Here is a 22,676-nt window from a genome sequence, read left to right as displayed (position 1 = left end):
CACCTGAATCAGCTGAGAATGCCCTGAACCCTCAACCCGCACCCTGAACCTCAACCTTGCGTTGAACCCGAGGGGTGCGGGTTCCACGCGCACCCCGACCACTGCACCCCGCGGGGCACCCCTATGACGACCATGGTCTGATTCACGCCTGAAATCACTCCCCGCCGGGGTGGGAAACCACGTCAACGCGGCCGTGAATCACATCGGGCGTCGAAAATCAACCCCCATTTCCCCAACCCTCAACCTGATCCTGCACTGTTGTCGGGTTTGCTGAGAGCCGCCTAAGGTGCCGCACGTTGTCCCAGTTGGGGCGTGGCCTGCTGCATACGGGGCCGGGGAAGACGCCTCACCTGGGATGACGCGAACCATTGAACACGGCCTTACCGGCCGCGGGAAGGACCAGACATGAATCCCTTCGTCAAGACGGCGCGCGTGGCTATCACCTCGACGCTGGTGGCAGGCTCGCTCGCCACTGCCAGCGTCGTGTTTGCACCACTTGCACAGGCCGATTACTCCCCCCTTGCGGCCACCGCCACGGTGAATGTGCGCCAGGGCCCCGACACTTCCAGCTCGGTGCTGGCGACGCTCTCGTCGGGTGACACGGTCACCCAGCGGGGAGCCGAACAGGACGGCTGGCTGCCCATCACCTACAACGGCGCCAACGCGTGGATCCAGGCGCAGTATGTGGCCTCCACCACGGCCGCCACCCAGAAGGACCAGATCTCCACCGCCGAGCTCACGGCCGATGCCTATGTGCGCACCGCGGCCAATGCGAACGCCTGGGTGTTGGGCACGGCCCACACCGGCGACAAGGTGGGCATCACCGGCCAGGCCAGCGGCGACTACACGCCGGTGAACTTCTACGGCCGTGCCGGTTGGATCGCCACCAAGCTGCTCAGCTCGGCCGATGCCTCGGTGACATCGATCAAGATCACCACCGCCATCTCGAGCGACTACCTGTGGGTGCGTGGTGGCGAGAGCACCGCGGCCCAGTCCATCGGCATGCTCTACCCGGGTGACCGGGTGGACGTGACCGGCGATCCCGTCGGCGGGTGGGTGCCGATCAACTTCAACGGCAAGACCGCCTTCGTGGCCGCGAACTACTCGCGCTATCTCACTGATCCCACCGTGGTCACGCTGTCGACGAAGACCGACGTCACCAACAAGGACACGGCCACCTCGACGGGCACCGATTCCTCGACGGCCGGCGGCTCGACCGCCACCACCCCGACCACCACGGCGCCAACCACCACCGCTCCTGCAACCAAGCCGACGACCACGCCCCCGGCCACGACGCAGGCCGCTGCGTCCACGAAGTACACGACGGCCGACGTCAACGTGCGCGTGGGACCCGGCATCGACCAGCAGCCGGTGACGGTGCTCAAGGAGAACTCGCAGGTGGCCGCCACCGGCAAGACCAGTGGCGACTGGACCGAGGTCAGCTACGACGGCGCCTCGCGCTGGATCAGCAGCCAGTACCTCTCGGACACCAAGCAGGCCGAGGCACCCGCCCCGGCACCTGCGCCCGATCCGACGCCCGCCGGCCCCACCGGAAGCCGGTGGACCACGGCGGCACTGAACGCCTATGGCAGCTCCACCCAGCCCAAGCCGGCCACCACGGTGGTGCCCGAGGGCACCCAGGTGGAACTGACCGGCAAGCAGGCCGATGGACGCTCGGAGTACACGTGGAACGGCACGACCTATTGGTCGGCCACCGAATACCTCGGCACCAATGCGCCGGCCACGAACACCTCAGCGAACACCGCCAAGCCGGGCGCCAACGCGGTGGAGACGGCGATCAACTTCGCGATGTCGAAGCTCGGTGGCCCCTATGTCTGGGGCGGCACCGGTCCGGTGGGCTATGACTGCTCCGGACTGATGCAGGCCGCGTACGCGGCGGCCGGCGTCACCCTGCCGCGCGTCACCTGGGACCAGGTGAATGCCGGCAAGCAGGTGTCGGTCGGCGACCTGCAGCCGGGCGACCTGGTGTTCTTCTATGACAACGGCCACGTGGGCATGTACATCGGCAACGGCAACATCGTCAACGCCCTCAACGAGGACGCCGGCATCGTGGTGACCCCGATCAGCTATATGCCGATCTCGGCTGCCGTCCGGATCGCCTGAGCCACCACCCCCGACGGATCGGATTCCCCGGCAGGTCGGTAGCGCGGGGATCGGTGACGGGCTCCCGGGCGGGTTTTACCCCCCGGCCCCCGAACCGGTACCATGATCCGGCAGGTCCCCATCGTCTAGCGGCCTAGGACCCCACCCTTTCAAGGTGGTAACACGGATTCGAATTCCGTTGGGGATACGCATGGCGGGGGCCCGGGCCTTGGTCCGGGCCCTTCGTCGGGCAAGGAGTCGGGCAGCAGGCAGGCCAAGTTCCTCGCTTTGTGTTCTGACTGCAAGGCACGCTATAGTTTCAAAGCCCGCTCAGGCAGGCTGAACAACTGAACAGCAGGACAAGAAACAACGAAGACAAGTCAACATCGAAGACAAATCAACACAGTATGGCCCCGTAGCGCAGTTGGTTAGCGCGCCGCCCTGTCACGGCGGAGGTCGTGGGTTCGAGTCCCATCGGGGTCGCTTTTCGTGACCTGGCCAGGTAGCTCAGCTGGTAGTAGCGTGCGCCTGAAAAGTGCAAGGTCGGCGGTTCGACCCCGCCCCTGGCCACATCTCGTCGTAACCATCATTTCGGTTGCGGCGTTTTTTATTGCCCGGACGCCCTCCCGCGTGCACACCCTCCCCGGCCTTGTCGGGTTCACTGCGTGGCAGGGACGTCGCCCTTCCCGTCGGACGCCTGCGGGGTGCCGGGCACCGCAGGATCGGCGGCAGCGGCGGGCCGTCCCAATCGCTGCCAGTAGAGCGCGCTGGCCCCCTCGGGACGCACATAGGCATCAAGCCAGCGATCGATCTCATCGAAGATGACCTCGCGTACCGGTGCCCGTGACAGCATCACATCGTGCACGGCGCCGCGCACCCTCCTGATGGTCACCAGGTCTCCCAGGTGCAGGGCAGCGGCCCCGATGCGTCGCACGTCGAGCACGAGGTCGGAGCCGTGCATGTCGTCGTTCCAGGTGCGCGAGAAATCGCTGCGCGTGCTGATGAGGGTGAGCACGGGCGTATCGATGTGCAGGCCCTTCGCCACCGCGCCCTGGCCGGCCAGGATGGCTCGTCCCCAGCCGAAGCGCGGCACGAACGCCGGGTTCGACTTGAAGTCGGTGTCCCAGTTCCATTCGCCCTCGCCACTGACGTGCAGCGCACGCTTGTACAGCCCCAGGTCGGTGATGGCCAGCTCCATGAGTGGGTTGATCGCGGCCACGGCCCCCGCCAACGGCGCCATCACCCGCCAGAACACCGGCGAGCCCTGCATGTCGAGCCATGGCGAGTTCAACAGCATGCCGTTGAGCAGGCCCGGACGCTCCGCTGCCCACAGCGCGCCCACCAGTCCCCCGGTGGAATGCCCCATGAAGGTGATCGGCACCCCGGGATGGTCGTGCCTGATCAGCTCCACGCTGTGGTCAAGCTCCTGGTAGTAGTCGCGCAGGTCGGAGACATAGCCCGCGTACAGGCCCTCGTGGAGGTTGCGGCCATAGCGGCGCAGGTCGACCGCATAGAAGTCGAAGCCGTGGGCGTCGAACCAGTCGGCCACGTGGGCCTGGAAGAAGTAGTCGTCCCAGCCGTGCAGGTAGAGCACTGCGCGCTCGTGGCGCGGGGCACCCCGACGCACCAACGTGGCGGTCAGTGGACCCTCGGGCTCATTGTCCAAGCGCTTGGCACCGGGGATCACCCAGGTGTGTGCCTGATAGCCCGTCACCAGCAGATCGGGAAGCCATGCCGTCATGGGTCCATCCTGCCTCTCGGCGACGCGCGACGCACCATGACCCCACCCGACGCCCGTCCCGGCATACCCAGCTCCCGCAGGAGTTGTGGGCACGCCGGAACCGGGCGTCGAAAAATGGGTTGACGGAAGTGATGGGAACACTCGCCCGAAGGCTCAGGTGTGCAAGGATGCGACCCTTTGTCGGGATCGTGCTTCCTGCACTCGTCCCCCATCAACCGGGTCCATGAACTGGCCCGGCGCTGCTCAGTCGCTCAGCGGTGCTTCTCGTCGTCGGCAGCGCCTGCATCGGCACTGTCCGGGTCGTACTGCTTTGCGAGATCCAGATAGTTGTCCGGAATGGCATCGTGACCCTGATCATCCGGGTCATGAGCACTCTCGCCTCGGAGTTCTCGCTCCAACGAAGCGAAGTCAGTCTGCACCGGGCGGTACTTCAAATCCCGGGCTACCTTGGTCTGCTTCGCCTTTTGCCGGCCGCGCCCCATATGGGTCGACCCCCTCGCTTATCTCACGCGGCTCTGCCGCGGCACCAATGGTTCATTCGTGATGCCAAGGCTACCCAATGGATCGCATCCGGACCAATCTGACCGAACGTTTGGACGAATTTGCCGTGACGGTGCCGCTGCGCTAGGCGCCGGATCCGTGGGACGTGCCCCGGAACGGCCGTCTCCCGGGGCAGTCGGATCCTCGGGTGGCCGGTTATCGGGGCGGTCGGTTCTCAGGACAGCGGGTGCGAACCGGACAACTCCACGGTGGCCGGCTGCCCGGGGGTGGCACTCACCTGTCCGCATGCCCAGCTGTTGAGGCCCAACTCGTCGAGCACCCGCTGTGCGGCGTCCACCTGGTCGGGCGGCAGTAGGGCGACCATGCCGACGCCCATGTTCAGGGTGACCTCGATGTCGGCCTGGCTGATGTCGCCGGTGGCCTGTACGAGCTCGAAGATGCCGGCCGGACGCCACGTGGCGCGGTCGACGTCCACCCGCATGCCCTGCGGCACCACCCGCACCAGGTTGGCGGCCAGGCCGCCACCGGTGATGTGGCTCATCGCGTGCACGCTCACCCGGTCGAGCAGCTTCATCACCTGACCGGCATAGACATGGGTGGGTTCCAGCAGTTCCTCGCCCAGCGTGCGACCCAACTGGGGAATCGTCGCGTCCAGCGACAGCCCGCCCTCGTCCAGCAGCACATGGCGCACCAGCGAGTAGCCGTTGGAGTGCAGGCCACTGCTGGCCATCGCCAGGGCCACGTCGCCGGGCTGCACCCGGTCGGGGCCCAGGAGCTCATCGGCCTCCACCACACCGGTGGTTGCGCCGGCAATGTCGTATTCATCGGGCTCCATGAGTCCCGGATGCTCGGCCGTCTCCCCGCCCAGCAGCGCGCAGCCGGCCGACACGCACGCGTCGGCGATGCCCTCCACCACCGCGGCGATGCGCTCGGGCACGACGTGGCCGCAGGCGATGTAGTCGGTGAGGAACAGGGGCTCGGCACCGCAGACGACCAGGTCGTCCACGAGCATGCCCACCAGGTCCCAGCCGATCGTGTTGTGCACGCCCATCGCCCGCGCGATCGCCACCTTGGTGCCGACCCCGTCGGTGCTGGTCGCGAGCAGCGGATGGCGGTATGCGGCCAGCTTCGAGGCGTCGAACAGGCCGGCGAACCCACCAATGCCGCCCAGCACCTCGGGGCGCTTGGTGCGGGCCACATGGGCCTTCATCAGCTCAACGGCCGCGTCGCCGGCCTCGATATCGACGCCTGCGCGTGCGTAGGCGGAGTCACTCATGAAGCTTCCTTATGGTTGATGCGATCGAATTCGACATTCTCATAGCCGCCGCAGGCCGGTGCCTCGGGGGCGTCCAGGCCCATTTCGGCGGACTGTCCCGGGGGCACCTCGATGGGATAGATGCCATCGAAGCAGGCGCGGCACAGGTTGTCCTTGGGCACGTGGGTGGCCTGGATGAGGCCCTCAAGGCTCACATAGCTCAGCGAGTCGGCCCCGATCGAGCGGCAGATCTCGTCGTTGGTGAGGCCGGGGGCGATCAGCTGCGCACGGGTCGCGAAGTCCAGCCCGTAGAAGCACGGCCACTCCACCGGCGGCGATGAGATGCGCACATGCACCTCGGCAGCGCCGGCCTCGCGCAGCATGCGCACGAGCTGACGCTGGGTGTTGCCGCGCACGATCGAATCGTCCACGACCACGAGCCGCTTGCCCTCGATCACATCGCGCAGCGGATTGAGCTTGAGTCGGATGCCGAGGTTGCGCAGCGTCTGGCTGGGCTGGATGAAGGTGCGTCCCACGTAGTTGTTCTTCACCAGCCCCATGCCGAAGGGGATGCCCGACTCGGCGGCGTAGCCAATGGCTGCCGGCACACCGGACTCGGGCACCGGGATCACCAGGTCGGCATCGGCCGGGGCCTCACGGGCGAGGATCTTGCCCACCTTGACGCGCACATTGTGGATGCGACGCCCGGCGATCACCGTGTCGGGACGGGCCACATACACATATTCGAAGATGCAGCCCTTGGGACGGGCCGGGGCGAACCGACGCGAACGCAGGCCGGCGGCGTCGATCGCGATCATCTCGCCGGGCTCGATCTCGCGCACGAAGGTGCCGCCCACGATGTCGATCGCGGCGGTCTCGGAGGCGACCACCCAACCCGAGTGGAGGCGTCCGAGCACCAGGGGACGCACCCCCTGGGGATCACGGGCGGCGAACAGCGTGTTCTCGTTCATGAACACCAGGCTGAAGGCGCCCACCAGCTTCGGCAGCAGCTCCATCGCGACGTCCTCGAGGGGCTCGTCGTAGCTGGCCATGATGGTGGTGACCAGCGAGGTGTCGTTGGTCGAGTCCATCGACGACTTGTGGGGCACCTCGCCACCCACGCCGACGCGCGCCCTGGCGAAGGCCTCGAGCTCGTCGGTGTTGGTCAGGTTGCCGTTGTGGGCCAGGGCCAGGCCGCCGCTGGGCGTCGGCTTGAACGTCGGCTGGGCGTTCTTCCACACCGACGCACCGGTGGTCGAATAGCGGGTGTGGCCGATGGCCAGGTCGCCGCGCAGCGAGTTCAGGGTGGACTCGTCGAACACCTGGCTGACCAGCCCCATGTCCTTGAACACCATGATTCGTTGGCCATTGCTCACTGCCATGCCCGCGGACTCCTGGCCGCGGTGCTGCAGGGCATACAGGCCGTAGTAGACGAGCTTCGACACCTGCTCGCCGGGAGCGAAGACTCCGAAGACACCGCACTCGTCGTGCGGGACGTCGTCATGCTCAGCATCGGTTTGGGACTCAGGGCTCACCGGGCAGCCCGGACGCAACTCCACGCGCTCAGCCTACCGTGCTCGTCGGCACGCGCCCCAAAGCCCAGAGCGGACAAGACGTGGCCGCGGGCCGCCATGACGGCCCGCGGCGGTACCGGGGGCCTCAGCGCATGTAGACCGAGGCGCCATTGCCGCCGGTGCAGGTGGTGATCGCCCGGGCGTCCATGTTGCAGTTCATGGTGTAGGTCTGCCCGGTCGTCGAGCTGGTGGCCTGCACGGTGGCGGCCTGGCCGAAGCTGCCCGAACGCAGATAGGCATCGGCCACGGCGGTGGCGAAGTCGCAGGTGGTGGCCGAGTTGGCGGCGATGCTGGCACCGCACATCTTGGCGGCACCCGCCGGGAAATCAGCCAGGTTGGAGACGCCCGAGGGCGTTGCGGACGCACTGGCGGTGGCCGATGCGCTCGGCCGTGCCGAGGTGGCCGTCGGGGCCGCGCTCGTGGTGGTCGGGGTGGGCGTGGCCGTCGCACTGGGCGTGGGGGTGGCCGAGGCCACCGGGCTGGAACTGGGGCTCGGGGTCGACGACGACTTGAGCACCCCGTCGAAGGCGCCCAGCAGCCAGGCGACGACCAGCGCGGTGATGATCAGCAGGTGCACCGCCCAGGTGAAGATGAAGCTCAACCAGTAGGTGGCGCGCGGGAATCCGCGATCGTGGGCCCGCCCGGCGCTCACCGCGGCGGCGATCGCCCCGAAGGGCCCCAGGAAGAGGGTCACCAGGATCGTGGGAATGCGGCTGGGACGCTTGTCGTCGGGGTCGGGATCGTCCTCGTTCACCACCGGGATCGGGGCGGTGTCGCCCATGCCCGGCGGCGGGTAGCCCGGGTAGCTGCCGTCCGGTTGGCCGCCCCGGTACGCGCCGCCGTACTGGTTCGCGCCATAGGGATTCGCCCCGCCCCGATAGGGATCGTTCCGATACGGATCGCCGGCGGTCGGGTCGTCAGACATGCCGCTTCCTTCCTGTCGCCACTGTCCTGCTGCCGCCACGGCCCTGCTGTGGCGGCCGAGCTGTTCCTCCCGGGTTGGGAAAGGTTGCCTCCGGGTGGGGCCATTCCGTCCCAAACCTACGGCATGGGGGCGTCGCGGTCGCGTTCCGCGGCGGGCCGGGCACGATTCGCCGGCCCCACGAACCCACCGGATCCCCCGCCCAGCGCTCGTGCGTCCCGCCGGCAGGCATGCGCATCGTGGGCCGCGATTGCCCCACTAGGCTAAGCAGCATGATCGCGATCGTCACCGTCACCGGTCTGGATCACACGGGAATCGTCGCTGCTGTGAGCACGCGACTGTGTGAGCTGGGCATCAACATCCTCAACATCACCCAGACCATCATGGGCGACTACTTCACCATGATCATGCAGTGCGAGCTCGACGAGTCGCGCCACGGCATCGGCGAGGTTGCCGACGAGCTGCGTCGCACCGGTGAGTCGACGCAGGTGGACGTGCGCGTGCAGTCCGAGGCCATCTTCCACGCGATGCACGAGCTGTAAGCCATGGACACCACACACGACATCCTCGAGACCATCGAGATGATCGAGGACAACCGCCTCGATATCCGCACCGTGACCATGGGCATCTCGCTGCTCGACTGTGCCGACCACGACCCCAGGGTGGCCCAGCGCAAGATCTACGACCGCATCACCCACCAGGCACGCGACCTGGTGACCACGGCCCAGGGCATTGAGACCGAGCTGGGCATCCCGATCATCAACAAGCGCATCACGATCACGCCGATGTCGATCGTCGCCGCCGGGTCGGAGGTGGACGACTACACCGGCTTCGCCGAGACCCTCGACCGCGCCGCCAAGGAAGTGGGCGTCGACTTCGTCGGCGGCTTCTCGGCGCTCATGTCGAAGTCAAGCACCGCCGCGGACCGCCGCCTGCTCGACTCGATCCCCGCCGCCCTGGCGGCCACCGACGTGGTCTGTTCGTCGATCAACATCGGCTCGACCAAGGCCGGCATCAATATGACGGCGGTGGCACGCACCGGAGAGGTGATCCAGGAGCTCGCGCAGGCCACCGACGGCATCGGCTGCTCCAAGTTCGTGGTCTTCTGCAATGCGGTGGGCGACAATCCGTTCATGGCCGGCGGCTTCCACGGCGTGGAGGAGGGTGACTGCTGCATCAACGTGGGCGTCTCGGGCCCCGGCGTGGTGAAGCGGGCCCTCGACAAGGTGCCCGAGGCCACCTGGGGCGAGATGTCGGAGACCATCAAGAAGGCCGCCTTCAAGATCACCAGGATGGGCCAGCTGGTGGGCACGATGGCCGCCGAGCGGCTCAACGTCGACTTCGGCATCGTCGACCTGTCGCTGGCACCCACCCCCGCCGTGGGCGATTCCGTGGCGGAGATCATCGAGACGATGGGCGTCGGCACGGTGGGCGGCCATGGCACCACGGCGGCGCTCGCGCTGCTCAACGACGCCGTGAAGAAGGGCGGGCTGATGGCCTGCTCGCACGTCGGTGGGCTGTCGGGATCGTTCATCCCGGTCAGCGAGGACGCCGCCATGATCGATGCGGTGCGGTCGGGTTCGCTGAGCCTTGCCAAGTTGGAGGCGATGACCGCAATCTGCTCGGTGGGGCTGGACATGATCGCCATTCCGGGCGACACCCCGGCGTCGACCATCTCGGGCATCATCGCCGACGAGGCCGCGATCGGCATGATGAACAACAAGACCACCGCCGTGCGCGTGATCCCCGTGCCGGGCGCTACTGTCGGCGACGAGATCGACTTCGGCGGCCTGATGGGCCGTGCACCGGTGATGGCGGTCAACCCGTCGAGCGCCGAACACCTGATCAGCCGCGGCGGACGCCTTCCGGCGCCGGTGCACAGCTTCCGCAGCTGACATGGCCGCCCGGTTGATCCAGCACTCCCCCGATCCAGGAAGCAGGCATTCGGTCCCGATGCTCATCGCGATGGCAGGACTCCGCGCAACCGGCAAGAGCGAGCTCGCCGAACAGCTGGCCACCCGCATGAAGGCGGTGCTGGTGCAGGTGGACGCCCTGGAGGAGGCCATCATCGGGGCCGGCATCTGGCGCAATGAGGCCACCACCACGGCCGCCTATGACGCGGCGGCGGCAGTGGCGCGGGCGAACCTGCGCAATGGCCTCGATGTGATCGTCGATGCCGCCAATTACAAGGCCGAGACCCGTGCCCTGTGGGTGGGCCTGGCCGATGAGCTGCACGTGGACCACATGTTCCTGGTGACCACCTGCTCCGACCAGGCCGAGCACCAGCGTCGCATCGAGCACCACCGCGCCAACGGTGACGGCAGTCAGCTCACCTGGGAGCAGGTGATCGAGCGCAACATGAAGACCGCCTTCTGGGGCGACGAGCCGCGACTGGCCATCGATACCTCGAAGGGGCTCGATGTGGACCACGTGATGGCCCTGGTGGCCAGCTTCGCCAGCGACAACCAGCCGGTGCGCATCAGCCGACGCGGCGCGCGGCGGGCCCAAGCCTGAGCACCCGCCGGTCCCGGCATTTCGGGTCTGGCGCGTTTCCGGGACTGACGTTTTGAGGCTGGCGTTCCGCGACTGGCGTTTCAGGACTGGGACGTCGGCGTTCAGCTCAGGCCGATGATGGTGCCGTCCGCCTCAATGTCCATGCCGGCCGCCGCGGGATGCCTGGGCAGGCCCGGCATCGTCATGATGTTGCCGGTGAAGGCCACCACGAACCCGGCCCCGGCCCGCACCGACAGCTCACGCACCGTGATCTCGAATCCGGTGGGGGCACCCAGCAGGTGCGGATCGTCGCTGAAGGAGTACTGGGTCTTGGCGATGCACACCGGCAGCCCACCGAAGCCGGCCTTGGTGAGCCGCGCCAGCTGAGATTCAGCCAGCGAGGTGAAGTGCACCGAGTCGGCCCGGTAGATCTCACGGGCCACCCGCTCGATGCTGGCCCGCAGTCCCTGCTCGGGACGGTACAGGGGCTGGAAGCGGGCCGGCTGCGTGGGATGCTCGCACATCTCGACCACCGCGTTGGCCAGTTCGATGCCGCCGTCGGCACCCTTGGCGAAGACCTCTGAATCGACCACCCTGACGCCCATCGCCGTGCAGCGTTCACGCACCAGCGCCAGCTCGGCCTCGGTATCGGCGGGGAAGCGGTTGATGGCCACCAGCACCGGCACGCCGTAGCTGCGCAGGTTCTCCACGTGGCGTTCCAGGTTGGCCATTCCCCGGCCCAGGGCGTCCAGGTCCTCGGTTCCCAGCTCCTTGACGCCCTGCCCGCCGTTGTACTTCAGGGCGCGCACGGTGGCGACCAGCACCGACCCGTCGGGCTGGAAACCGGCCGAGGGACAGACGATGTCGAAGAACTTCTCGGCGCCCAGGTCGGCGCCGAAGCCGGCCTCGGTGATCGTGTAGTCGCCCAGCTTGAGTGCCATGCGGGTGGCCAGCACCGAGTTGCAGCCGTGCGCGATGTTGGCGAAGGGGCCGCCGTGCACGATGGCCGGGGTGTTGTCGATGGTCTGCACCAGGTTGGGCTTGATGGCGTCCTTCAGCAGCAGGGCCATGGCACCGGTGGCCTCCAGCTGTTCGGCGGTGACGGCGTCGAAGTCGCCGTTGTAGGAGGTGACCATGCGGGCCAGGCGGGCCTTCAGGTCGTCCATGCCGGCGGTGAGACACAGGATGGCCATCACCTCGCAGGCCACGGTGATGTCGAAGCCGCTCTCGCGGGGCACGCCGTCGGAACGCTTGCCCAGCCCGATGACGATGTTGCGCAGGGCGCGGTCGTTCATGTCGAGCACCCGACGCAGTTCCACGCGCTGGGAGTCGATGCCCAGGGGGTTGCCCTGGTGCAGGGAGTTGTCGAGCAGGGCACACAACAGGTTGTTGGCGGCCCCGATCGCCTCCATGTCGCCGGTGAACTGCAGGTTGAGGTCGTCCATCGGCAGCACCTGGGCGTAGCCGCCCCCGGCCGCGCCGCCCTTGATGCCGAACACGGGGCCCAGGGAGGGTTCGCGGATGGTGGTGATGGCCTTCTTGCCCAGCCGGTTCAGGGCCATCGACAGGCCGATGTTCGTGGTGGTCTTCCCCTCACCGGCAGGGGTGGGGTTGATGGCCGTGACGAGCACCAGCTTGCCGTCGGGACGATCGGCGATGCGATCCAGCAACGACAATGACAGCTTTGCCTTGTCGCGCCCGTAGGGGTCATATTCCTCGGGCTGGATGCCCAACGTCTCAGCCACCTGCGAGATGGGCTTGAGCGTTGCTTCCATTGCGATCTCAACATCGGACTTCATCGCGTATGTCCCCCTGGTTCGCCGTCAACCGGTCAGCACCAATCGATATGCCTGATTCTCGTGGATCGGCGGGGTGCGGGCAACCGCACGACGCCGATTGGGGCGGTGGCGCGCCACGAGCGGAGCGCGGTTATCGCTGCCCGCTGTCCCCGGGGCGATCCGCCCGCCCATCCGCAGGGCCGCTGGGACCCCGCTTCGGACCGTGCGAGGGGGCGCCGGGGTGGGCGTCACGCCAGTCGGACAGCGCCTGTTCGGCGTCCAACAGGGAGATCACCACGCGCGGCTGGGTGGCCGGGTTCAGGTTGGCGTCCCTGATGCGCTCGTTGAGGGCGTCGATGATCTGGCGTGCCTGCTGCTCGGTGGGCACATTGGCCAGTGTGCGGGCGATCCGGGCCTTCTCACGCCGTAGTTGCAGGGGTGGGGGCAGGATGCCGGACAGGTCCTCGCGCTCCAGGCGCTCCTGGATCCAGCTCTTCTGCTCGCCGGGACGCCCCAGCTTCACCGGCTTGCCGCGCAAGGGGTTGTCGGCGAAATCGCCACGCTCCATCGCCTCGCGGATCAGCCGGTCGGGATAGCTCTCGTAGCGAGGGGTGAAGTCCTCGGCCATCAGCGGGCCAGGCGGTCGAGCAGCAGCGCCTCCGACGCCGCGGCCTTGCGCCAATCACCCAGGTGCAACGACTCGTCGATGCCGTGCATCCGCGAATGCGGGTCGCTGACGGCGGTACCCAGGATCGTCGCCTGCGGGAAGGCCCGCTGGAAGCTGGCGATCATGCCGATGGATCCGCCGGTGCCGTTCAGCACCGGTTCGGTGCCCCATGCCGTGGCGAAGGCCGCCCGTGCCTCCTCGGCAATGGGGCCCTCGAAGGGAAGGCTCGCCGGCTCCCCCGCCTCGGCGTTCGACAGGGTCACCCTGGCGCCCCACGGGGCGTGGGAGCGCAGATGGGCGAACAGCTTCTCCCGGGCATTCTCGGCGGTGTCGCCGGGGGCCACGCGCAGGCTCACCCGCGCGCTTGCGGAGGGGATGAGCACATTGGAGCTGACGGCGATCGGCGTGGTGTCGAGCCCGATCACCGAGATGGACGGCTTGTTCCACATGCGGTCGACGAAGGAGTCGTCGCCGATGAATTCCACGCCGTCGAGCACGCCGGTCTCCGCACGCATCCGCGCGTCGGGGTATTCGAGCTGCTCGGGGGCATGGCCGCTGACCAGGCCCTCGACGGCGACATTGCCGCGCTCGTCGTGCAGCGTCGCCAGCAGGCGGCACAGTGCGGTGAGCGCATCGGGTGCGACACCGCCGTATTCGCCGGAGTGGATCGCGTGGTCGAGGGTGCTCACCTGCACCACGCAGTCGACGACGCCGCGCAGCGAGGTGGTGAAGGCCGGCGTGCCGACCTCCCAGTTCCCGCAGTCGCAGATGAGGTAGGCGTCGGCCTCCAGCTCGTCGGTGTACTTGTCGAGCAGCGCATCGAGGCTCGGCGAACCGATCTCCTCCTCGCCCTCGAACAGCACCGTGACGCCGACCGGCGGCTTGCCCTTGAAGGCCCGCAATGCCGCCAGGTGCACGCCCAGCCCGCCCTTGTCGTCGGCGGTACCGCGTCCGTACAGGCGTCCGTCACGTTCGACGACGACGAACGGATCGGAGGTCCAGGCGTCGAGGTCCCCGGTGGGCTGCACGTCGTAGTGGGAGTACAGGCAGACGGTGGGCTTGCCCTCGGGTGCCGGGTAGTGCGCCAGCACGGCGGGCTTGCCGCCGGCCTCGATGATGCGCACATCGTCCCAACCCAGCATCTTCAGGTAACCGACCAGTTGGTCGGCCATCGCGGTGATGTCGCCGGCATGGGCAGCCTGCGAACTCACCGACGGGATGCGCACCATGGACCGCAGGTCGTCGAGCACGCCCGGCAGCACCTCGCGAACCTGGTCGATGACTTCCTGATCACGGCCTGACGCCATTGTTCTATGCCCCCTGCATTGCTTCCGGAATGGTTGACTGCCACTGCGGGCGCAGCTCGTCGAGCTGCACGGTGAAGAATCCGCGCGCCTCCAGCAGCTGGTCGCCGCGCACCTCACCGAGCTCGCGGACGGGCACGCCGGCGTCGGCACACAGCGTAGTGAACTCGGCCACCGACTGCGGCGGCAGCGAGACCACCGCCCGCGCCTGAGTCTCGCTGAACAGCTCGGCGCACGGGTCGAGGTCGGTGGGCAGGGTGAATGACACGCCATGGTTGCCGTGCAGGCACGACTCCACGAGCGCCACCGCCAGGCCGCCCTCCGACAGGTCGTGGGCGCTGGAGACCATCTGCTGCTTGGCAGCAGCCTGCAGCACCTTGCCCAGCGCGATCTCGGCGTCGAAGTCGGGGAACGGGGGCAGGCCGCCGAGGTGGTGGCCGTGCATCACGTCCTCCCAGGCGCTGCCGCCGAGTTCCTGCTTGGTGTCGCCGAGCAGCAGCACGGTGTCACCCGCATGGGCGAAGCCCTGGCGGATGCGCAGGCGCACATCATCGATGACGCCGAGCATGCCCACCAGCGGCGTCGGCAGGATGTTGATGCCGTCGGTCTGGTTGTAGAAGCTCACATTGCCGCCGGTGACCGGCACGCCGAGCACCTTGCAGCCGTCGACCAGGCCCTTGATGGCCTCGGTGAACTGCCACATCACCTCCGGGTCCTCGGGGGAACCGAAGTTGAGGCAGTCGGTGATGGCGACGGGCTGGGCGCCGGTGGTGGCCACATTGCGGTAGCTCTCCGACAGGGCCAGTTGCGCGCCGAAATAGGGATTGAGGTAGGCATAGCGCCCGTTCGCGTCCATCGACAGGGCGACGCCCAGGTTGGTCTGCTCGTCGACGCGGATCATGCCGGAGTCCTCGGGCTGCGAGAGCACCGAGTTGCCACGCACATAGCGGTCGTACTGGCTGGTGGCCCAGCTCTTGTCGGCCAGGTTGGGGCTGGTGGCCACCGCGACGACGGCCTCGGCCAGCGCCGCACCGTCATGGCCGCGGGGAAGGTTGTTGGCGTGGTCGGCCTGCACCCCGTCCAGCCATTCGGGACGCAGCTGCGGGCGGTCGTAGCGCGGGGCGTCGACGGCCACCGTGTTGGGATCGACGTCGACGATGGTCTCGCCGTGCCAGTCGATGATCAGGCGGTCGTCCTCGGTGACCTCACCGACGACGGTGGCCTGGACGTCCCACTTGCCGCAGATCGCCATGAACGCGTCGACGTCGGCGGGTTCGACGACGGCCATCATGCGCTCCTGCGACTCGCTCATGAGGATTTCCTCGGGCGTCATCGTGGGATCGCGCAGCGGCACCAGGTCGAGTTCGCAGTGCATGCCGCCATCGCCGGCGGAGGCCAGCTCGGAGGTGGCGCAGCTGATGCCGGCCGCGCCGAAGTCCTGCAGCGCGGTGACCACGCCGGCATGGAACAGCTCCAGGGTGCACTCGATGAGCAGCTTCTCCATGAAGGGGTCGCCCACCTGCACGCTGGGTCGCTTGGCGGGGCCGTCCGCCTCGAAGGTCTCCGAGGCGAGCACCGAGGCACCACCGATGCCGTCGGCGCCGGTGGCCGCACCGTAGAGGATCACCTTGTTGCCCGAGCCGGTGGCCTTGGCGAAGTGCAGGTCCTCATGGCGCATGACGCCCACGCACAGGGCGTTGACCAGGGGGTTGCCGTAGTAGCTGGAGTCGAAGACCAGTTCGCCGCCGATGTTCGGCAGGCCCAGGCAGTTGCCGTAGCCGCCGACGCCCGCCACGATGCCGGGCAGGGTGCGCTTGGTATCGGCCGAGTGCAGCGGACCGAAGCGCAGGGCGTCCATACAGGCGACGGGCCGCGCGCCCATCGCCATGATGTCGCGCACGATGCCGCCGACGCCGGTTGCCGCGCCCTGATAGGGCTCGACATAGCTGGGGTGGTTGTGCGATTCGGCCTTGAAGGTGATCGCATATCCCTGCCCGATGTCCACCGCACCGGCGTTGTCGCCGATGCCGGCCAACAGCGGGCCGCGCGGGGTGGTCTGCGGCAGTTCGGAGAACCGCTTCAGGTGGATCTTGCTGGACTTGTAACTGCAGTGTTCCGACCACATCACCGAGTACATGGCCAGCTCTGCGCCTGTCGGACGACGATCCAGCAGGTCGCGAATTCTCGCGTATTCGTCTGCCTTGAGGCCAAGGGCCTCCCAGGGCTGCACAACATCGGGGGTCGTACGGGCGTTCTCAACGGTGTCAACCACGGGGACAAATCTACCTGCTGTGCGCACAAGCCGGCTCGCACGCCCGCCGGGGGCGTCCCGGGCGCGATCCGGGCGTGCCCGCAGCCCCATGGAATCGGGCCTTTCCGACTGGGCGGTTAGTTGTGTGTAAGTGGGCACTTGTGCGGGAATGACGCCGCACAAGTGCCCACTCAACGACGTTTCGGCGGTATCCAGGGGCACGGCGCCCGCGCCGTCACCCCCGAGTCCGGCCCGCAGGCCCAGAACCCGCTCATCCACTAGATGGGCAGTTGTGCGGGAATGACGCCGCACAGGTGCCCACCTAACGAGGAATCCGGCGGGAACCGGGGACGAACCCGGCGCCCCGGGGCCGGGACAGCAGCAGGACGGGGCACGGGAGGCCCGCGCATGGCTGGTCACCGCACGAGTCGGCCGTCACTATGCTGAGTTCATGGTGGACCCGGGGGATTCTGAAGGCACGGTGCTGTGCCTTGACGCTGGACAGACCATCACGCGCACCCAATTCCGCAGGAACGGGACGGTGATCGGCGAGTCGGAGCATGCCGGCGTGCTGACCGACCGTCCCCTGCTGCCGCAGCTGGCCACCGCGGTGAGGTCGGGCCTGCATGCCGCTGACAGCACCGTTGACGTTGCGGCCATCGGCGTCTCGGGCCTGGTGGACAACGCCGACGCCAGCGAATTGCTGGACATGCTGGCCGGCACCGGCATTCGCGAGGTGCTGCTGGCACACGATTCGACCACCAGCTACCTGGGCGCGATCGGTGACGAGCTGGGGGCGGTGGTGGCAGCCGGCACCGGTTCGGTGACCCTGGCCGTGGGCGCCACCCGCACCGCACGCGTCGATGGCTGGGGCTATCTGATCGGCGACGCCGGATCCGGCTTTTGGATCGGTCGCGCGGCCCTCGACCGGGCCATGCAGGCCCATGACGGACGCGGGGCACCCACGGCGCTGACCGCCGTGGTGCGACGCGACTTCGACGACCTCGAGGAGGCCTACCTCGAGTTGCAGGCCGACGAGCTGAAGGTGAGTCGCATCGCCGGCTATGCACAGACGGTGGCCGAGCTGGCGGGCACCGACATGGTCTGCCGGCGCATCAGCGAGGAAGCCGCGGATCTGCTGGCGCATGCCGTGTTCGCCGGGTTGCGCCGCGTGGGCCAGGCCGAGCGCGAGGACCCGATGGTGGGCGCGGTGGGCAATGCCTTCCGCAACACGGTGCTGCGCGATCGCTTCGAGCAGGTGCTGCGCGACCAGCTACCCAAGCTCAGGTTCGTCGAGGGCCGGGGCAATGGCCTGGATGGCTGCTACCGGATGACGCTGGTGGCCCCCGACTCTGCACTGCGCCAACGCATCAACCGGGCGACCTCCAGCGAGCGCCCCCAGGACTGAACGAGCCCCGACCAGGACATGCCCGGTCGGGGCCCTTCATCGCGGCGTCCAGTGCGGGGACGCATCATTGTGCGGCGCCTTGCCAATTCAGGACTGGTTGCCAATTCAAGGCCGGTGGCCAATTGCGGGCCGGTGGCCGATGACGGATTGACGGCCAATCAGAGGTCGGTGGGACCGCTCTCGAGTGCCCGCAGGTATTCGCGGCGGTGGCGTCCGGGCTGCACCCCGGTGGGACCGGCGGTGAAGATGCGCTGCACCTGTTGTTGCATATCGGTCATCTGGCGCATGAGGTCGGTGATTTCGCTGACCCGCTGGCGCATATCGTCCAATTCCTTCTCCAGGCCGACGATGCGTCGAATGCCATTCAGGTTGATGCCCTCTTCCTGCGACAGGCGCTGGATGAGGCGCAAGCGCGTGACATCGCGCGGCGAATAGCGTCGCCCACGTCCCTTGGCACGCTTCGGCACGACCAGACCCATCCGGTCGTAGCCACGTAGCGTCTGCGGATGCATGCCCGTCAGGTTGGCGGCCACCGACACCGTGAAGATGGCGGCGTCGGGATCGATCACCTGGGGCAACCAGGGCTCACTCATTGCGCACCTCCTGCGCTAGGCCTCATGGGGCGCCGGGCCAACGGCCCACACCCATACGTCAGGGCGCGTCCATACGTCACGACGCGTCCACATCAGGACTCATCGCTGGTCGCCGCATCACGAGGATTCGGCTCATTGACCACGCCGGCATAGGCCTTAAGAGCCTCGGTGGCCTTCTTGTTCAGGTGGGACGGAACGGACACCTCGATGGTAACCAGCAGGTCACCATGACCGCCCTTGGCCTTGGACACGCCCTTGCCGCGCACGCGGAAGGTGCGCCCCGAGGGGGTGCCCGCCGGGATGCGCAGCCGCACCGAACCGGATGTCAGTGTCGGCACCGAGATCTCCGTGCCCAGCGCGGCCTCCGGGAAGGTGACCGGCACCTTGACGGTGAGATTGTCGCCGGAACGGCCGAACACCCTGTCGGGAGCCACTTGCACCTTCACGTACAGGTCGCCGCGGGGCCCCCCGTTCTCGCCGCTCGCGCCCTTGCCACGCACCCTGATGCGTTGCCCGTCGGTGACGCCGGCGGGAATGCGGATCTGCATGGTGTGCGTACCCTCGGCACGCCCCGAGCCGTGGCAGGCATGGCACGGGTGATCAACGATCAGGCCACGCCCATGGCAGGTCGGGCAGGGCACGGTGGTGCCGTTCATCGACACCTGCACCCCCGATCCCTCACAGGTCGGGCAGACCCGTGGCATAGTGCCCGGCTCCGCGCCGGTGCCATGGCACACGGGACAGGGGTCGTCACTGAGCATGCGCAGCTTCACGGTGGTGCCTTCCACGGCGTCCCTGAAGCTGATCGAGGCCTGACCTTCCACATCCGCCCCGCGCCGCGGCGTCGCGTTGACGCGCGTGCTGGTGCCGGTGCCGCCCTGACCGAACAGACCACCCAGGATGTCACCCAGGCCTCCTGCGCCCATCGAGCCGGCACCGCCCATGTTGCGGAACAGGTCATTGACGTTGACACCCGGCCCGCCGCCCTGGGCGCTGCGATTGAACCGGAAGCCACCGGGACCACCCGGCCCGCCCAGAGAGCGCGTCTCGTCGTATTCCTTGCGCTTCGCTGGATCACTCAGAACATCATTGGCCTCGGACGCCTGCTTGAAACGCTCCTCGGCCTTCTTGTCACCGGGATGCTGATCAGGATGGTTCTCGCGCGCAATCTTGCGGAAGGCCTTCTTGATCTGCTCGGGCTTGGCGTTCTTGGGCACGCCCAACACCTTGTAATAGTCCTTCTCCAGATAATCCTTGGTGCTCATCGGCGCCCCCTTTCAGTGTTGTGGTCTTATTGAATTGTGGTGCGACAGGTGCCGCCGGCGCCTATGCGTCGGGCGCCTTGTCGTCACCGGATGCATTATCGTCCTGGTCACCGGCGGCACCGTCAGCGGCGGGCTCACCATTGGGAACCGACACCGCGACGCGTGCCGGACGGATCAGGCTGTCGCCCACCCGCACGCCTTTCTGCATGACCTCGTGGATGCGCATCTCGCCGGTGCCCGGGGTGGGCACTTGGTACATGGCCTCATGGAAGCGCGGATCGAACTCTTCGCCGGCCTGCCCGAAGATCACCAGGCCATGCTTGGCGGCCAAGCTCTCCAGCTCATCGGCCACCAGCTTGAAGCCGCCGGTCAGCTCACCATGAGCCTCGGCCTGGTGAATCGCGTCCAGCACGGGGATCAGGTCGCGCACCACCGACTCGACGCCCTTCGCACGCGCCACGTCACGGTCACGATCGACCCGCTTCTTGTAGTTCACATATTCGGCCTGCAGGCGCTGCAGGTCCTCGGTGCGCTCAGCGGCCAGGGCTTTCGCCTGACCCAAGGCATCGTGGGCGGCATTGGCGCGGGCGCCGGCAGCTGCTTCCTTGGCGGTGCCATCGGCCGTCTTGGCGAGAAACTCTTCCGGGGTGAGGTTCGAGAAGTCGCCCTCGGGCTGCTCGTCGCCGTTGCCCTCGGCTGGCTTGTCCGTCATATCTGTGAATACTCCTGTCCGCGACCCGAATCGCGGAATCGCTAGCGTGGTGTCCCACCCCGTCAAGGTAGTGGGACGGATGCCCGTGTGCCGCCCTGGTCGGGGCGGCACACGGGCGGATGGCAGAGCCACGTGCCCTCAGGCGCGGACCCCACCATGGCAACTCACTTGGAGTCGTCCTTCTTGTCCTCATCATCGACGATCTCAGCATCGACGACATCGTCGTCATTGCTGGAGGCCTCGCCCGAGGCGGGGGCACCCTGCTCACCGGCCGCGGCACCTGCCGCCTGCTGCTGCTGGGATGCCTCGTATACCGCCTGGCCCATCGCCGACGCCTTCTGGTTCAGGTCGTCCATGGCGGCCTTCACCTCATCGTCGTTATCGGTGCCCTTGAGGGCCTCCTTCAACTTCGCAACGGCCTCGACGACCGGCTGCTTGACGTCGTCGGACAGCTTGTCGCCGTTCTCATCGAGCAACTTGTCGGTGCGCAGCGTCAGCATGTCTGCCTCATTGCGCATGTCAACCGACTCGCGACGCTTCTTATCGGCCTCCTCGTTGGCCTCGGCGTCCTTCACCATCTTGTCGATCTCGTCCTTGCTCAGGGCCGACCCTCCGGTGACAGTCATCGACTGCTCCTTGCCGGTGGCGGTGTCCTTCGCGTAGACGTGCACGATCCCATTGGCGTCGATATCGAAGGTGACCTCGATCTGCGGGACGCCGCGGGGCGCCGGCATGATGCCGGTGAGCTCGAAGTTGCCGAGCGACTTGTTGTCGCGGGCGAACTCACGCTCACCCTGGTACACCTGGATCATCACCGACGGCTGGTTGTCCTCGGCCGTGGTGAAGATCTCCGACTTCTTGGTGGGGATCGTGGTGTTGCGCTCGATGATCTTGGTCATCACGCCGCCCTTGGTCTCAATGCCCAGGCTCAGCGGGGTGACGTCGAGCAGCAGCACATCCTTGACCTCGCCCTTCAGTACGCCGGCCTGCAGGCTGGCGCCCAGGGCCACGACCTCATCGGGGTTCACCGAACGGTTGGGCTCCTTGCCGCCTGACAGTTCCTTGACCAGATCCTGCACAGCAGGCATACGCGTGGAGCCACCGACCAAGATGATCTCGTCGATGCCGCTGACGCCGATCTTGGCGTCCTTCAGCACGGCATTGAAGGGGGTCTTGCAGCGATCAAGCAGGTCCTGGGTCATGCGCTGGAACTCAGCGCGGCTCAGGGTTTCCTCAAGGTGCAACGGACCCGCCTGCGTGGCCGTGATGTACGGAATGTTGATGTCGGTGGTCTGCGTCTGCGAGAGCTCGATCTTGGCATGCTCGGCAGCCTCCTGCAGACGCTGCAGGGCCATCTTGTCCTTCTCGAGCGAGACGCCGTTCTTGGCCTTGAACTGCTCGATCAGCCAGTTGACGATGCGCTGGTCCCAGTCATCGCCGCCCAGCTTCGGGTCGCCCTTGGTGGCCTTGACCTCGAAGACGCCGTCGGAGATGTCCAACAGCGAGACGTCGAAGGTACCGCCGCCGAGGTCGAAGACCAACACGGTCTGTTCCTTTTCGGCCTTGTCGAGTCCGTAGGCGAGCGCGGCCGCGGTGGGCTCATTGATGATGCGGTCAACCTTCAGGCCCGCGATCTCGCCGGCCTCCTTGGTGGCCTGGCGTTCGGCGTCGCCGAAGTATGCCGGCACGGTGATGACGGCGTCGGTGACCGGCTCACCCAAGTACGCCTCCGCGTCCCTCTTCAGCTTCTGCAGCACGAAGCCGCTGATCTGCTGGGGCTTGTATTCCTTGTCGTCGATCTTCGTGGTCCACGACGTCCCCATATGACGCTTCACCGAACGAATGGTGCGCTCGGGATTGGTGACGGCCTGGCGCTTGGCGACGTCGCCGACCAGGACCTCTCCGTTCTTCGCGAAGGCAACCACCGACGGGGTGGTGCGCGAACCCTCAGCGTTCGGAATGACCGTCGGCTCGCCGCCCTCAAGAACGGCGATAACCGAGTTCGTAGTGCCGAGGTCGATACCTACTGCACGAGCCATTTGTGATGTCCTCCAGTGTGTTCGGACGGTGTGGGCACCGCCCTGATTGTCCAACCGGTGGTTGCCCACC

Annotated in this window: 18 protein-coding genes and 3 tRNA genes; 8 read left to right on the top strand and 13 right to left on the bottom strand. The window is 67.3% G+C overall.

Annotated features, from left to right (window positions below; genetic code table 11):
- Positions 1–405 precede the first annotated feature (405 nt).
- The 4 genes from RM25_RS02195 to RM25_RS02180 all read left to right on the top strand — a co-directional run bounded on the left by RM25_RS02195 (position 406) and on the right by RM25_RS02180 (position 2,673).
- Positions 406–2,124, top strand: a complete 1,719-nt coding sequence (locus RM25_RS02195; RefSeq protein WP_044635987.1) for an SH3 domain-containing protein — start codon at positions 406–408, stop codon at positions 2,122–2,124.
- A 114-nt stretch (positions 2,125–2,238) separates the two neighbouring features.
- Positions 2,239–2,311: transfer RNA gene (locus tag RM25_RS02190), tRNA-Glu, on the top strand.
- A 201-nt stretch (positions 2,312–2,512) separates the two neighbouring features.
- Positions 2,513–2,586 (top strand) — tRNA-Asp (locus tag RM25_RS02185).
- A 13-nt stretch (positions 2,587–2,599) separates the two neighbouring features.
- Positions 2,600–2,673: transfer RNA gene (locus RM25_RS02180), tRNA-Phe, on the top strand.
- A gap of 88 nt (positions 2,674–2,761) precedes the next feature.
- Here the strand turns inward: RM25_RS02180 and RM25_RS02175 are convergent.
- From RM25_RS02175 to RM25_RS11760, 5 genes are all read right to left on the bottom strand, one after another.
- Positions 2,762–3,844 (bottom strand): alpha/beta hydrolase, encoded by a 1,083-nt coding sequence (locus RM25_RS02175; protein WP_044635986.1) that lies wholly within the window; start codon positions 3,842–3,844, stop codon positions 2,762–2,764.
- Between the two features lie 251 nt (positions 3,845–4,095).
- The gene (locus RM25_RS02170) at positions 4,096–4,326 is read right to left on the bottom strand and encodes a DUF3073 domain-containing protein (RefSeq protein ID WP_013160406.1); all 231 of its coding nucleotides are present in this window, start codon (positions 4,324–4,326) and stop codon (positions 4,096–4,098) included.
- Between the two features lie 233 nt (positions 4,327–4,559).
- Positions 4,560–5,621: a phosphoribosylformylglycinamidine cyclo-ligase gene (gene purM, locus RM25_RS02165; RefSeq protein ID WP_044635985.1), complete on the bottom strand. Its 1,062-nt coding sequence runs from the start codon at positions 5,619–5,621 to the stop codon at positions 4,560–4,562.
- Positions 5,618–7,135 carry an amidophosphoribosyltransferase gene (purF, locus tag RM25_RS02160; protein WP_044635984.1) on the bottom strand — a complete coding sequence of 506 codons (1,518 nt, stop codon included), beginning with the start codon at positions 7,133–7,135 and terminating at the stop codon, positions 5,618–5,620. The genes purM and purF overlap by 4 nt, the downstream gene beginning before the upstream one ends.
- Before the next feature lie 124 nt (positions 7,136–7,259).
- A complete protein-coding gene (locus RM25_RS11760) occupies positions 7,260–8,099 on the bottom strand; it encodes a hypothetical protein (RefSeq protein WP_048769971.1) in 840 nt (279 codons plus the stop codon).
- Between the two features lie 269 nt (positions 8,100–8,368).
- On the opposite strand from RM25_RS11760, the gene RM25_RS02150 reads away from it, so the two are divergent.
- From RM25_RS02150 to RM25_RS11755, 3 genes are all read left to right on the top strand, one after another.
- Positions 8,369–8,638, top strand: a complete 270-nt coding sequence (locus tag RM25_RS02150) for an ACT domain-containing protein (protein ID WP_013160401.1) — start codon at positions 8,369–8,371, stop codon at positions 8,636–8,638.
- A 3-nt stretch (positions 8,639–8,641) separates the two neighbouring features.
- Positions 8,642–9,991, top strand: a complete 1,350-nt coding sequence (locus RM25_RS02145) for a PFL family protein (protein ID WP_044635983.1) — start codon at positions 8,642–8,644, stop codon at positions 9,989–9,991.
- Positions 9,992–10,061: 70 nt separating this feature from the next.
- Positions 10,062–10,610, top strand: a complete 549-nt coding sequence (locus RM25_RS11755; RefSeq protein WP_158487039.1) for a P-loop nucleotide/nucleoside kinase family protein — start codon at positions 10,062–10,064, stop codon at positions 10,608–10,610.
- A 101-nt stretch (positions 10,611–10,711) separates the two neighbouring features.
- Here the strand turns inward: RM25_RS11755 and RM25_RS02135 are convergent, their stop codons facing one another.
- The 4 genes from RM25_RS02135 to purL form a co-directional block, all read right to left on the bottom strand.
- Complete coding sequence (locus tag RM25_RS02135; protein ID WP_044635982.1) at positions 10,712–12,388, bottom strand: formate--tetrahydrofolate ligase; 1,677 nt, start codon at positions 12,386–12,388, stop codon at positions 10,712–10,714.
- A gap of 130 nt (positions 12,389–12,518) precedes the next feature.
- Positions 12,519–12,995 carry a DnaJ family domain-containing protein gene (locus tag RM25_RS02130; protein WP_052809084.1) on the bottom strand — a complete coding sequence of 159 codons (477 nt, stop codon included), beginning with the start codon at positions 12,993–12,995 and terminating at the stop codon, positions 12,519–12,521.
- The gene (locus RM25_RS02125) at positions 12,995–14,341 is read right to left on the bottom strand and encodes a dipeptidase (RefSeq protein ID WP_044635981.1); all 1,347 of its coding nucleotides are present in this window, start codon (positions 14,339–14,341) and stop codon (positions 12,995–12,997) included. Before RM25_RS02125 ends, RM25_RS02130 begins: the two co-directional genes overlap by 1 nt.
- A gap of 4 nt (positions 14,342–14,345) precedes the next feature.
- Entirely contained in the window at positions 14,346–16,610 is a 2,265-nt protein-coding gene (purL, locus tag RM25_RS02120; RefSeq protein WP_044635980.1) for a phosphoribosylformylglycinamidine synthase subunit PurL, read from the bottom strand.
- Between the two features lie 430 nt (positions 16,611–17,040).
- Here purL and RM25_RS02115 point away from each other — a divergent pair, with 430 nt between their 5' ends.
- Positions 17,041–17,997, top strand: coding sequence for an N-acetylglucosamine kinase (locus RM25_RS02115; RefSeq protein WP_044635979.1), 957 nt, complete (start codon positions 17,041–17,043; stop codon positions 17,995–17,997).
- 158 nt (positions 17,998–18,155) lie between these two features.
- Here RM25_RS02115 and RM25_RS02110 read toward each other — a convergent pair whose 3' ends face one another.
- From RM25_RS02110 to dnaK, 4 genes are all read right to left on the bottom strand, one after another.
- On the bottom strand, positions 18,156–18,590 hold the full coding sequence (locus RM25_RS02110) for a heat shock protein transcriptional repressor HspR (protein WP_036939695.1): 435 nt from the start codon (positions 18,588–18,590) through the stop codon (positions 18,156–18,158).
- Between the two features lie 92 nt (positions 18,591–18,682).
- Positions 18,683–19,855, bottom strand: coding sequence for a molecular chaperone DnaJ (gene dnaJ, locus RM25_RS02105; RefSeq protein WP_036939698.1), 1,173 nt, complete (start codon positions 19,853–19,855; stop codon positions 18,683–18,685).
- 61 nt (positions 19,856–19,916) lie between these two features.
- Positions 19,917–20,567: a nucleotide exchange factor GrpE gene (locus RM25_RS02100; protein WP_044635978.1), complete on the bottom strand. Its 651-nt coding sequence runs from the start codon at positions 20,565–20,567 to the stop codon at positions 19,917–19,919.
- 164 nt (positions 20,568–20,731) lie between these two features.
- Positions 20,732–22,606, bottom strand: a complete 1,875-nt coding sequence (gene dnaK, locus RM25_RS02095) for a molecular chaperone DnaK (protein WP_013160389.1) — start codon at positions 22,604–22,606, stop codon at positions 20,732–20,734.
- Between the last annotated feature and the right edge of the window lie 70 nt (positions 22,607–22,676).

It is taken from the genome of Propionibacterium freudenreichii subsp. freudenreichii, from assembly GCF_000940845.1.
GTDB lineage: Bacteria > Actinomycetota > Actinomycetes > Propionibacteriales > Propionibacteriaceae > Propionibacterium > Propionibacterium freudenreichii.
This window is presented reverse-complemented; position numbering and strand designations above follow the sequence as displayed.